Origin of the sequence: Psychromonas arctica (assembly GCF_038155225.1) — a bacterium.
GTDB classification, from domain to species: Bacteria; Pseudomonadota; Gammaproteobacteria; order Enterobacterales; family Psychromonadaceae; genus Psychromonas; species Psychromonas arctica_B.
The window spans coordinates 1-13,686 of sequence record NZ_JBAKBA010000032.1 but is presented as its reverse complement, the minus strand read 5'-3'; the positions used below and the strand labels follow the sequence as shown (position 1 = coordinate 13,686).

General features: G+C 36.0%; 9 protein-coding genes. 7 read left to right on the top strand and 2 right to left on the bottom strand.

The features are described from left to right. Positions 1-18: 18 nt before the first annotated feature. Positions 19-1,476: a D-alanyl-D-alanine carboxypeptidase/D-alanyl-D-alanine endopeptidase gene (gene dacB / locus V6255_RS13025; protein ID WP_341628549.1), complete on the top strand. Its 1,458-nt coding sequence runs from the start codon at positions 19-21 to the stop codon at positions 1,474-1,476. Between the two features lie 675 nt (positions 1,477-2,151). On the opposite strand, the gene V6255_RS13020 is transcribed toward dacB, so the two are convergent. Together V6255_RS13020 and srmB are read right to left on the bottom strand one after the other, a co-directional pair. Next, positions 2,152-3,708: a hypothetical protein gene (locus V6255_RS13020; RefSeq protein WP_341628548.1), complete on the bottom strand. Its 1,557-nt coding sequence runs from the start codon at positions 3,706-3,708 to the stop codon at positions 2,152-2,154. A 172-nt stretch (positions 3,709-3,880) separates the two neighbouring features. Then, complete coding sequence (srmB, locus tag V6255_RS13015; protein ID WP_341628547.1) at positions 3,881-5,242, bottom strand: ATP-dependent RNA helicase SrmB; 1,362 nt, start codon at positions 5,240-5,242, stop codon at positions 3,881-3,883. Between the two features lie 531 nt (positions 5,243-5,773). Between srmB and cobT the strand changes: the two genes are divergently transcribed. The 6 genes from cobT to pilB all read left to right on the top strand — a co-directional run bounded on the left by cobT (position 5,774) and on the right by pilB (position 13,572). Beyond that, a complete protein-coding gene (gene cobT / locus V6255_RS13010) occupies positions 5,774-6,826 on the top strand; it encodes a nicotinate-nucleotide--dimethylbenzimidazole phosphoribosyltransferase (protein ID WP_341628546.1) in 1,053 nt (350 codons plus the stop codon). Positions 6,827-6,947: 121 nt separating this feature from the next. Further along, positions 6,948-7,778 (top strand): adenosylcobinamide-GDP ribazoletransferase, encoded by an 831-nt coding sequence (locus tag V6255_RS13005; protein ID WP_341628545.1) that lies wholly within the window; start codon positions 6,948-6,950, stop codon positions 7,776-7,778. Positions 7,779-7,820: 42 nt separating this feature from the next. After that, a complete protein-coding gene (locus tag V6255_RS13000; protein WP_341628544.1) occupies positions 7,821-8,645 on the top strand; it encodes a histidine phosphatase family protein in 825 nt (274 codons plus the stop codon). Positions 8,646-9,079: 434 nt separating this feature from the next. Further along, positions 9,080-10,525 carry a sodium:proton antiporter NhaD gene (nhaD, locus tag V6255_RS12995; protein WP_425355931.1) on the top strand — a complete coding sequence of 482 codons (1,446 nt, stop codon included), beginning with the start codon at positions 9,080-9,082 and terminating at the stop codon, positions 10,523-10,525. A 947-nt stretch (positions 10,526-11,472) separates the two neighbouring features. Next, positions 11,473-11,880 (top strand): pilin, encoded by a 408-nt coding sequence (locus V6255_RS12990; protein WP_341628543.1) that lies wholly within the window; start codon positions 11,473-11,475, stop codon positions 11,878-11,880. A 6-nt stretch (positions 11,881-11,886) separates the two neighbouring features. Next, positions 11,887-13,572 (top strand): type IV-A pilus assembly ATPase PilB, encoded by a 1,686-nt coding sequence (gene pilB / locus V6255_RS12985; RefSeq protein ID WP_341628542.1) that lies wholly within the window; start codon positions 11,887-11,889, stop codon positions 13,570-13,572. Positions 13,573-13,686: the final 114 nt, after the last annotated feature.

Genomic DNA, 13,686 nt, shown 5'->3' with positions numbered 1-13,686 from the left:
TTAGTTGAGTGGTTTGTGATGTTAAAAACGTGTTTGTTTATTATGGGTAGTGTGGTTTGTTGTAATGCGATTGCAGAACAATGGCAGGATCTACAATCGTTATTACCTAAAGGTACGCAGGTTTCTTATTTAGTCGTTGATGCTAATACGCAAAAAGAAGTAGCTAGTTTTCAACAGGAAACATTAAGAACGCCAGCCAGTGTTCAAAAATTATTAACGGCGACGACGGCCAAATTAACATTAGGCAGTGATTTTAAATATCAAACAGTCATTGAGGGCGATAAAAAGCAACTTAAACAGGGCATTTATAAAGGTGATTTGAGTTTACGCTTCATGGGAGACCCAACACTAACTCGCCAACATATTCGTAAATTGTTACAAGATATAAAACGTCTAGGCGTTAACAAAATAGAAGGGGACTTTTTACTGGATAACAGTTTCTTTAATGGTTATCAATGGAGTAACGGCCAAGCGTGGAATGATTTAGGCGTCTGTTACACCTCTCCCTCTAATGCGATTATTGTTAATCGAAACTGTGTGCAAGGTAACTTGAGTTTAGCCAGTGATGATGCAGAAAAAGCAACATTGTTTATTCCTGCTTATGAGCCCGTGAATATTACCAGTGATGTATCCGTTGTGACTAAAAAACAACGAGCAGAACAATTTTGTGATTTAGAAATTACGCGCGATAGCCATAATAAATATCATTTATGGGGCTGTATGGTGCCTCGTAAACGTGCATTCCCTTTAGCATTTGCAGTGAATGACCCTAATACTTATGCTCAAAAAATAATAGAAGCTGAATTAAAGCAGGTTGGTATCAACTTAATTGGTTCAGTTGCGATAAAGGATAAAAATAAAGCGAATGAAGATATAAAACCGGTTGTACCCTCTATCTTTGCTTCTCACCAATCAGACCCTCTGGATACGTTATTAAAAAGAATGATGAAGCGTTCAGATAATTTAATTGCAGATAGTTTATTCAAAACGATTGGTGCACATTATTACCAACAGCCAGGTAATTTCCGTAATGGCGCTAAAGCAATGAAAGCGATTCTAAAAAGTAATGGCGTTAATTTAGAAAATGCTTACATCGCTGATGGCTCTGGGTTATCTCGTCATAATTTAATGAGTACTGAGTTATTTATGTCAGTAATGCAGTTTGTTTATAAGCAGGATAAAAAGTTAGGGCTACTCAAAACATTTTCCATTTCAGGTATTGATGGCACTTTAAAATATCATCGAGGCGTTAATGCACCTGAGTTAAAAGGTAAAGTGGTTGCAAAAACAGGTTCACTAAAAGGAGTTGCTAACCTAGCAGGTATTGTTAAAAGTGACAGTGGTGATAAATTATTTGTATTAATGACTAACGGATATAACCCTGTAAATAGTTCAGTTAATGCAAAGCTGCCTCGGGATAAAAAAGCGTCTATCTATTTATTTGAAAAAGCCTTTTTTGATAGAATATACAAATAAACTGCTATTGATGGTGGAAAAGTAATACTCTGTAGGTTTCAACCCGTTCTTTTGACTTCGGAGCGCATGCTTCAGCTTGCAGGGATTTATGTGTTGCTTTTTGATTGTGAATTAAAGAATCAATCATCAAAGGTTTTGACATCGGGGCGCTGGCTTTAGCCTGCAGGTGTTTTTTTGTGTTGCTTTTTTGTATTGTATTAAAGCACCAATCATCAAAGGTTTTGACCTTGGGACGGATGCTTTAGCTTGCAGGGGGGTTATGTGTTGCTTTTTGTATTGAAATAAAGAATCAACAATCGGAGGTTTTGACTTTGGGGCGCATGCTTCAGCTTGTAGGATTTTGTGTGTTGTTTTTTGTATTGAATTAAAGAATCAATCATCAAAGGTTTTGACCTTGGGGCGCTGGCTTTAGCCTGCAGGGTTTTGTGTGTTGCTTTTTGTATTGAATTAAAGAACCAATAATCAGAGCTTTTGACTTTGGGGCGCATGCTTTAGCTTGCAGGGGGGGAGGCGCTTTTTGATTGAGAATTAAAGAATCAATAATCAGAGCTTTTGACTTCGGGGCGCATGCTTTAGCTTACAGGGTTTTGTGTGTTGCTTTTATGTATTGATCGTTATTCGCATTTTAAAAGGCTTTATCAATATTGATAAAGCCTTTTACTTAAACTAACTATGCTACTTAATAGAAAACCAAGTGGTTGGTCTGCCTTCGCTAAATAATACAACGCCGCTTGACTCTGTTGGTCGCTCAATACTTTTTGCAGCACTTATTTTAAGCGGGTAACTTAAGCCGTCAAAATCTAGTTGTAGCCAATTATTGTCTTTAGCGATAAATAAGTCCTGCCAAGAGAAGTGCTGAGTTTCAGCGACTAAAATAGGCGCTTGTATACGAGATACACGACTTGAGAATACTAATCCTTTATCTTTCGATTCAAATACCAGCATTTCACAGCCATTACTAGAACACCAATCTAAAAGAACAATCGCTTCATCTTTACCATCGCCATTTAAATCGAATCTAACTGAGTTAAAACGTGTATTCTTAGGATCGGTTCTATGAATTTTAAAGTAGTTACGCACTGCTTTTTGTACTTCTAAATCAATGCTGTTTGCTGGGTTAATAAACTGAGCAGTAAACTGACGTTTAATTTGAATCTCATCTCCTTTCAACGAACTGTATTTCGCATTCATTTTCTCGAAAGTTAATATTTCATCTAACTTAGCTAGCACATTATCTTTATTAACTTCATTGCTAGAAAGACTTAATCCATTACGTTTAAATATAATTTCCTGCTGTATTTTTTTACCATCTTGCTTGGTAAACATAGCGACAACAGTATTGGGAGTATTACTTTTCCAAAAGCCTGTTTTAACTGTTTTTGTTGCTTGGTTACCTTGTTGATATTCCAAGGTATGGTTGGCATTTAACGATAGGTTAATGTCTTGATCTGAACTTTGTTTAGATTGACTTAAATACTCACCTGTAAACGGCTGTTCACTGGTTAATTGCCCTAACTCACCACAGCCACTGAATTTTCCGTGAATGCTTTCAACAACGGTAATGTATCCCCAGTATTCTTTATTGTCAGATACATAACAGCTTCCCAGTTGCATCGTTAAAGATAATCTCTGCTCATCTGATTTAATTGCACTGATCACTTGTTGTTTTGTTGATTCAACTGTTGAGTTAGTCACTGTATATGATTGGTTGCTGGCTTTTGTGGCAAAAAATAATTTATTGTCATGGATGTTGATACGCCAATAAGGAGCATTACCTTTTGCTTTAAAGCTAAAGGTATCGGTTGCTTTTGCACATTGTAATGACGTTTTGGTAGAGGCCATGTGATTGATACGATCAAGCTCTACCATAACTGAGCTTTTAGACTTTTTGCTTTTAGGGAAAACAATTTGTCCTGCAAACTCGATATAAACAGGTTCACCATTATCTTCATCAATTTTGTTATAAACATCATTTAATGCTGTTTCTGTTATTACTTGGTACAGTTGTGGATCATCACAGGATTGAAAGTAAGGTTTATTATTTTTATAGCTAAGTTGACCTCTAAAGTTTCCGTCTAATATATTTGAAAAGTCTTGATGAATAACTTCAGGTGTGGGCGTTATGACAGTTTCTTTTACTTGGGTGGTAGAGGTTGAAGAGGTCGTTGAACTACATGCAGATAAAACAAGAATAAGTGGTGTTATCAGTAAAAAAGAGGAAGAAAAACGCATAATTGACCTTAGGCAGCTTCTGCTGATAAAAATAAATATGCTTAGTATAGCAGTGTGTTAACGCTTGTGTGTAGTCCTCAAAAGTACTATTTACGGCTATCAAACAATCAACTTCTCACTTTAAATAGAAGTTAACTGCTTGAATGATAGCCAAAGAAGTGAAATAGCTTTTTTATTCTGCTTTATCGCTATCAGGTTTATTTTTACCTGCCCAGCTAGGCTTTCCTTTTGCTTTAATAGTACGATGGCGTTGTTTACCCATCTCTAATTTTTTCTTTTGGCGTTTTTCTTTTTGTAGGCGCTTCACTTCTTCTTCGCGTGCTTTACCTTTTTTGGTCATCGGCTTTTTAGTTTTACGTAAACTCACTTTTGCTTCTTTATTCTGTGGACGTAAATCTTTGATCACTCGACGTTTTAATATTTGATCTGTATAACGCTCAACTTTTGCGAGAATATCAATGTCATGTGCTTCAATAATAGAGATAGCAGTACCTTTTTTACCACCACGAGCAGTACGTCCAATACGGTGAACATAAACATCTGCACTACGTGGCATATCATAGTTAACAACATGCGTTATATCTGGGACATCGATACCGCGCGCTGCAACATCGGTAGCGATTAAAATATTGGTAGTGCCTTCTTTAAATTGACGTAGTGATAAATTACGTTTCTCTTGATCCATTTCACCACGTAGGTAGTTACAACGAATATTTAACTCTGCTAATTGAGCGACTAATTGCGCAAGACGATCGCGTGTTTTAACAAACACAATTATCTTATTTACTTGTTCTTCGTGTTCAGGTGCTTGTTCTAAAATCGCTGCTAACAGCTGTAACTTATGCTCAGGATTATCAGCTAGGTGAATATATTGTAATATTTTACCGCTTTCTCTGCGTGTCACTTCTGCATCTAATTTAACTGGATTCTTTAATACATCACGAGCAAATTCGCGTAACCCTTTACCTTCTAGTGTTGCCGAAAATAAAGCGGTCATTTTACGCCAGCGAGCTTCACCTGCAATACGGTCCATCTCTGCAACAAAACCCATATCTAACATTCGGTCTGCTTCATCAAGTACCAAACACTCAACTTCACGACAGTCAAACGCTTCTGCATCAATGTATTCCATTAAACGACCTGGTGTTGCAATCACAATATCTACTGAGCCCATAATAATATCTTCTTGGGCTTCGTAAGAAATACCACCGATGATATTACCGACGATCAATTTTGTGCCTTCAACTAATTGCTCAGCCACTTCGCTTATTTGCACTGCTAATTCGCGTGTTGGTGTTAATACTAAGATACGTGCAGAACCACCTTTACGGCGAGGGTAATCAATTAAACGTTGTACTGCAGGTAATAAAAATGCCAATGTTTTACCTGTGCCTGTAGGCGCGCTTGCCATGATGTCTCGTTCATCCATTGCTGGTGGGATGACCATTTTTTGAATACTAGTTGGGCGTGTGTGGCCCATCTTAGCAACGGCGTTTAATAAATGCTGATCCAGCTCAAGCGACTCAAATGACATGAAATTTTCCAATACAATAAAACAAAAAGCACATTATAGAGCAAAGATTGCCTTTAGGGTGAATTGTCTATCAATTAACGCATTTAATATTGAAACTAAAAGTCGCTTTGTAAAACCTAAAGCTTAAAAAACTCACCGTAATGCTAAATCATCACATTTTTATTTTTAAATTCTTTTTAAATTCGAGACGATGTTTGATAAAGGTTATAAATAACGGGGCGCGGAAAGAGTATTATTTTCCTCATTGAGGCACGAAAATAATGATGTGGTATCGAGTTGATTATCTGCAACTAAAGTTATTTATGTAAAGGTTAAGGTTATTTATATAAAAAATTAACGTTGTTTTCAAAATGCGTGTCATAAACGTGTATTCTATCTTTGCTTTGGCTAAATAGCTTAACTTCATTGGTTGGCTACATTGATTTAACTGCATTTTCTTTAAAAATGAGTTGGACCATTAATGTTTCTTATTTTATTGATATTTATTAACTAGATAGCTTATAAATTTTTGAATTATACAAAGGATATTCTGTGTTTAATATTACTGCTCCACTAGATAAAGTAACCTCACAATTTGTAAATACACTTCAAGACAAAATTGATCTTAAAACTAAACCTCAAGGTAGTTTAGGGTTGTTGGAATCGATTGCATTTAAAGTGGGGTTATTACAACAAACATTAGAGCCTGTTTTTATTGAACCGAGCGTTATTATTTTTGCGGCTGATCATGGTGTTGCAGACCAAGGAGTAAGTTTATTTCCACAAGTTGTGACCGAACAGATGGTATTAAACTTTTTACAGGGTGGCGCTGCTATTAACTGTTTTTCAAAGCAGCATGGTATTAATTTGAAAATTGTTAATGCCGGTGTGAAAGCTAACTTTGACAACATTCACAATGAAAACTTTGTTAATTCCCCGATTGCATTAGGCACTGAAAATTTTGCAGAGCAACCAGCGATGACAAAAGAGCAATGTGTAGCGGCTATTAATAAAGGCGCTGATATTGTAAAACAACAGCACCAACTTGGTTGCAACGTGATTGGTTTTGGCGAAATGGGGATTGCTAATACCACTTCAGCTGCTGCGATAATGGCTGCTATTCTAAACTTAACAGGACAAGAATGCGCAGGCAAAGGCACTGGGATTGACCAACAAACGGTTTCATTAAAAGCACAAGTGATTGATGATGCGATTGCAAAATATCAACTAACAGAGGCTGACCCTTTAACTATATTACAAACAGTAGGGGGCTTTGAAATTGCGATGATGGTAGGCGCAATGTTAAAAGCGGCTGAATTGTCGATGTTAGTATTAGTCGATGGTTTTATTGCGTCTAGCGCAGCATTAGTTGCGAGTGAAATGCATGATGATTTTTTACAGTACACACAGTTTTGCCATCAATCAGACGAACAAGCACATCAATTATTATTAACCTCTATGAGTGCAACGCCTATATTAAAACTAGGTATGCGTTTAGGTGAAGGTTCTGGTGTTGCGGTGGCTTATCCATTATTAGTGTCCGCATTAACTTTCTTAAATGAAATGGCTTCTTTTGCTGATGCGGGTGTTTCTGATAGTCAGTAGTTAGTTGCGAATCAACAATATAATAAGTGATAGTAATATTTGTAATAGCCATATTTGTAATAAGCATAAGCATAACTATAACCATAAACATGACAAACATAGAGAAGAGAAAGAGAGTTGAATGCCAGAAAAGTTAAATAAACAGCTATATAAAAAACTCTATAAGCAATGGGTACTGTGCTGTTATGCGCTATCGTTTTTTTCACGTTGTCCTGTGCCGAAATCTATTAATTTTAAAGCCTATCCATTTCATTTAGGAAATACTTACTTTCCATTTGTCGGTGCTTTGCACGCGCTTATTTGTTTTACTGTTTATTGTGTAAGCCTAAGTGTGTTTGACCATACGATTAGTATCATTTTTATGTTGCTAGTAGGTTTATTCTTAACCGGCGCTTTTCATGAAGATGGTTTGGCAGATTGCTGCGATGGTTTCGGTGGTGGCTATAACAAAAAGCAATGTTTAAGTATTATGAAAGATAGCCAAATAGGCACTTATGGTGTGCTTGGTTTGATTATATTGTTTGCGCTTAAAGCCGCTGTGCTGATTCAACTTAGCCAGCTTAATCAATTTTCTGAATTTGGCTTACTTCATTTCTTTGGCGTTCTTTTTAGCGCTGCTGTTGTGAGTCGCTTTAGTGCTTTATGTTTGATCCAATATAGTGAATATGCAAGAGAGGATGAAACCAGTAAATCGACACAATCATCGCATCAATTACCTTTGCCGTATTTATTAGGTGCTTCGCTGTTTAGCTTGTTGTCATTACTTTGGATGCCATTCATCTCCATATTGGTTATTGTTATCGTCACAACGATATGTACCTTGTTATGTAAATCTTACTTCCATAAAAAAATTGAAGGGTATACCGGAGATTGTTTAGGCTTTTTACAACAACTAAATGAATTACTCATTTTATTAACTTGCTTAGCCTTGTTTGGGGCTAGCTTAGCTTAAATATTTGGGCTTTTTCTAATAGCTGTGGAAACGGAAATCAAAATGGATAATAAACCATTAGCAATACATAAAATTTACTTAGTACGTCATGGTGATGTGAATGTCGCCGCTGATATTTGTTATGGTCAATTAGATTGCGCTGTGACTGACTCTTTTGACGGCGATTTATTAAAATTAACAAGTTACGTTAAAACTAACGTAATGGATAAGTTAAAAGTAAATGAAGTGCCATTAATTATTAGTAGCCCATTAACGCGTTGTTTAGCCTTGGCTGAAGGTTTAAAGTTAAATTTAGAGTTGGAGTTTCATCCTGAGAAAGAGTTAAAGGTAAGTGAGTACTCACAAAGTGCGTTTTTCAATCCAATAGAATTACAAATAAACGAAGGCTTTCAAGAAATTAACTTTGGTGATTGGGAAGGTTTAACGTGGCAAGATATTGGACAACAAGCAATACAAGACTGGAGTGATGGTTTACTGGATTACACGTTTAAAAATGGTGAAAGCGCACGTGAGTTTGATCATAGGGTGATTCAAGCTTGGGATGAATTACAATCTAAGTTAAACGGATTAAATCAAGCAAATAGCTTAGATAACTTAAATAGCCTAGATAACTTAAATAGCTTAGATAACTTAAATAACCTAAATAAATTAAACAATCTAAACCAAGCCAACCAAGAGCAACAATCAAAAACTATCATCATCATTTGCCATGCAGGAGTTATCCGTTCTATATTATCTGCATTTTTACACATTCCATTACAACACTCTTTATCTTTGAAAATTGATAAAATGAGTGTGTCCAGTATTGATCTTGTTCCTGCACAAGCTGAGTTATCGCGTTGTATTGGCGTTAACCATTTACTATAGATGGCTTTAATTATTTTATTCTTATTAGCATCCTCATCGTCGCTTCTTGAATTCAGACCATAACTGCTAACGCTTATCTATTAATACTGCTTGTTTGCCTCTGTAATGAGTTTTTATTTATTAACGCGAATCTGCCTGCTATGACGTTGTGACGTTGAATATTAATCGGTACTAACACGCTCGTTGTTAATGAAAGCATTAATAAAATACTTAATAAAAGAATGAATGAAATGATAGTGAACAAACCCATCATTAATAAACTTCTAACGTCTTTTATCCTTTAGCTATTTTTTAGCCATTTTATGTCTTATTGCTTCAGCCTTCAAAGTTTTCACATTTAGCACTTTTTTAACGGTACGTTGAAAGTGTCTATTTATGCTAGAATCGGGCGGATTTTTTTGCTTCAATTTATTAGTTACTTTAAGGAAGATGTAATGTTTAAGCAGTCTAAAGTATTAAGTGTCATGCTGACCCTTTTTACGCTTTTATTCTCTACTAGCGTATTGGCTAGTTCAGGGGAAACAATCGACTTAACCTCACATGGAATTGGTTACGCCGCTATTTTATTTTTCGCTTTTGCTTACTGTTTAGTGATGTTAGAAGATGTTATTCATCTACGTAAATCAAAACCAGTATTAGTTGCAGCAGGTATTATTTGGGGAATGATCGGTTACTACTATTCTCAACATGGTATGAGCCATGATGCAGAAGCTGCTTTTCGCCATAATTTATTAGAGTATGCAGAGCTATTCTTCTTCTTATTGGTAGCGATGACTTACATCAATGCCATGGAAGAGCGTCAATTGTTCGATGCACTGCGTGCTTGGATGGTGAATAAAGGCTTCTCTTTACGTTTGATTTTTTGGTTAACCGGCATATTAGCTTTCTTTATTTCCCCAATCGCCGACAACTTAACCACTGCTTTATTAATGTGTGCCATTGTCATGAAAGTAGGTGGGGAAAATAAAAAATTCATTGCCCTTGCTTGTATCAATATAGTGGTGGCTGCTAATGCTGGTGGCGCATTCAGCCCATTTGGTGACATCACAACATTAATGGTTTGGCAAAAAGGCATGGTTGAGTTCACTACCTTCTTTGCATTATTAGTGCCTTCTGCGGTTAACTACTTAGTGCCTGCTATCATCATGAGCTTCTTTATTTCTAAAGAAGTTGCAAAAGGTGATGGGGAAGTGGTCGCAATGAGACGTGGTGCAAAACGTATTGTTATCTTATTTTTAATTACTATCTTCTTTGCCGTTGCAGGTCATTCATTCTTAGGGATGCCGCCAGTATTAGGTATGATGACAGGACTAGGTATTCTACAGTTCTTCGCATTCTTCTTACGTAAAACACAAAAGAATCACTATCAGTTTGCTATGGCGCATACAGTTGATAAAAAAGAACACGAGCGTTTACGTGGTTTAGGCGATGGTGCTCCTTTTGATATCTTTAATAAAGTGGCAAAAGCCGAATGGGATACGCTGTTGTTCTTTTACGGTGTTGTACTGTGTGTCGGTGGTTTAGGCTTTATTGGTTATTTAGGCATGATTTCAGAAGCGATGTATAGCAACTGGGATGCAACTTACGCCAATATTACTGTGGGTGTATTATCGGCGATTGTTGACAATATTCCGGTTATGTTTGCGGTACTGAGCATGGAACCTGACATGGATACAGGGCAATGGTTGTTAGTCACCTTAACGGCTGGTGTCGGTGGCAGTATGCTGTCGATTGGTAGTGCTGCTGGTGTAGCATTAATGGGGCAGGCTCGTGGTATTTATACTTTTGGCGCTCATTTGAAGTGGACACCTGTGATTACGTTAGGTTATATAGCCAGTATTTATACGCACCTTTGGTTTAATGCTGCGTATTTTAGCTAATTGTTTATCTAAAAAATTAGCTAAATAAAATGCTGTTCGGTATGAACAGCTTTTAAACAATAACCTTATGCCACAACCTTATACAATACATTATAGAAAAGCCTCCACTTTGAAGTGTTCAATTAAATATTCAAAGTGGAGGTGCTGAAAAACAGAATCTAAACGATCTGTTTAACATTTATAACGGTGGTACTTTTTAATAGCGTTTAATAGAAAGAACCTAAAATATAGCTACTAAAATATAGAACCTAAAATACAGCTACTGAAATATAAAGCTTAAAATACAGCGTAGAGGAAATGTAGAGCAAAATCGAACAGGTAGATTTTTGTTGTTTATTACTTATACAGTGCTTTTGTCGCTATGTGACTATTTAATCTCGTTATATTGTTAACATAACACTTTTATTTCTATTGTGTTTTCATTGTGTTTTCATTGTGTTTTGATTTGTTTTTTTTTGTTAATGTTAATTGTCAAAAATAGATTGCTTAGGTTACTATGCTCGTTAAAGCTAAATATTTTATGCTTTTATATACAATTAGAGGTAATTAAACTTTACTTCATCATTGATTATTTGGTATAAATCATGGGCTATATAATAAGGTAAAGGAATGACTTTACTGAGTTAACATGAAAATCTAGTGCTTTTATATAGGTTTAAAGTATATGAGTGATAGTCAGTAACAAGTTAGTTTTTTTGGTTCAATGTTATTTTTTATAAAATTAAAGTTTGTTTTTCTAGATAAAAAAAACTACCTTTAACAGAGTAATAAATAATATTACTGGGATTAAACTTTCAAAATCAATTTATATAATAATAATTTTTGTGAGTATTTCCGAAAGATACGAATAGGGATTGTTTGTACATATAAGTTAAAAACCAATTATTGTTTGTCATTACGTTCAATACTAATGACTAAAAATGTCAAACAAAGCTAAGGAAATAAAAATGAAAAAAGTACAACAAGGTTTTACATTAATCGAACTACTAATCGTCATCGCGATTATCGGTATTCTTGCAGCGGTAGCATTGCCTGCTTATAATACTTATACAAACAAAGCTAGATTTTCTGAAGTTATTTTAGCTACATCTCCGATGAAATCAGCAGTAGAAATTTGTGCTCAAGTAGGCAACTCTATTGCTGAGACTGATTGTGCAGCAGCAACTGCTTTAGAGCTAGCTACTAATCAAGCTGGAGAGTTAGATAATATTACATATGTATCGACTACGGCTTCAGCTGCAACTATTACTGCAACAGATGATAGTAGTGTTTCATATCAGTTAATCGCTACTTTGGCAAATGGTCGAGTTACTTGGGTTCAAAGTGGATCTTGTACAACTGACGGCCTTTGTTAATAGCTAATGGCAAACCATAATATTAGTGGCTTGGCTTCTAGCCTTGCCGCTCATGGTTTATTAAGTAACGATAAACTATCTCAAATTACTACCTCTGCAGCTTCTGAAAATAAGGCTTTAACAGCTTATTTGGTAGATAATGATTACATTACCAGTTTAGCTTTAGCTGAATTTTGTGAAGCAGAATATGGTATTCCTCTATTAGATAATGAATCCTTAGATCTAACCGATATCCCTGAAAAATTCATTAACCAAAAACTAATAGAGAAACATCATGCCTTGCCGGTTTATGTTCAACATAAAACCTTGTATATCGCCATGTCTGACCCTACTAATGTCGCAGCCTTAGAAGACTTTGGTTTTAGTTTTGGCATGCATACAGAAGCGTTACTGATTGAAGAAACTCAGCTTAATAAAGCAATAGACTTTATTTTAGAAGACGATGTTAGTGCACTCGGTGATATGGGTGAGATTGATGATATTGAAGTTGATGAATCCGACTCTCGTTTAGATGAATCACAAAATGCAGATGATGATACCCCGATTGTTAAATATATTAACAGCGTGTTGATTGATGCAGTCAAAAAGGGGGCTTCAGATTTACATTTTGAACCCTATGAAAAAAAATTCCGCATTCGCTTTCGTATCGACGGAATCTTAAAAGAAGTTGCCTCTCCTCCTGTTAATTTAGCTAACCGTTTTTCTGCACGTTTAAAGGTGATGTCTAAGTTAGACATTGCAGAACGTCGTTTGCCGCAAGATGGTCGTATCAAACTTAAAGTATCCAATAAACGTAATATTGATTTACGTGTCAGTACGCTCCCAACTATGTGGGGCGAAAAAATCGTAATGCGGATTTTAGATAGCTCAGCCGCCGCATTAAATATCGATAAATTAGGTTATACCGACGAACAAAAAGAAAAGTATCTCGCTGCACTCGCTAAGCCGCAAGGTATGATTTTAATTACTGGCCCCACAGGGAGCGGTAAAACCGTATCGCTTTATACGGGTTTAAATATTCTAAATACCGTTGAGCGTAATATTTCAACAGCGGAAGACCCAGTAGAAATTAATTTAACCGGTGTTAACCAAGTGCAAATCAACAATAAAGCCGGCTTAACCTTTGCATCAGCCTTACGTTCATTTCTACGTCAAGATCCAGATATTGTAATGGTGGGCGAAATACGTGACTTAGAAACTGCTGAAATAGGCATTAAAGCTGCACAAACTGGTCACTTAGTATTATCAACCTTACATACCAATTCTGCAGCTGAAACACTAACTCGGTTATTAAACATGGGTGTACCTGCTTTTAATATTGCATCCTCTGTGTCATTAATTATTGCACAGCGATTGGGAAGACGTTTATGTGAAGAGTGTAAAGCACCTTTGCAAATGCCTGATTCTGAATTAGCCGCTATTGGCTTTACAAGCGAGCAGCTATCTGAGAAAAGTAATTTATGTCAGCCTGTTGGTTGTGATAAGTGCACTGATGGTTATAAAGGACGTGTTGGTATTTATGAAGTCATGGAAATGTCTGATCAGCTCGGACGGATTATTCTAGATAATGGTAATGCCATGCAAATTTCAGATGCTGCAATAAATGAAGGTATGTATACCTTAAGGCAATCAGCGATTAAACAAGCGTTAAATGGCGTTACTAGCTTACAAGAAGTGACCCGCATTACTTAATTTTCTTTATCAGCATTGTTTGAATTATGTTTTACTTATGTTTTAAATTTAAGCTATATTAAACCTTAACTATAAACCTTAACTATAAACCTTAACTATAAACCTTAACTATAA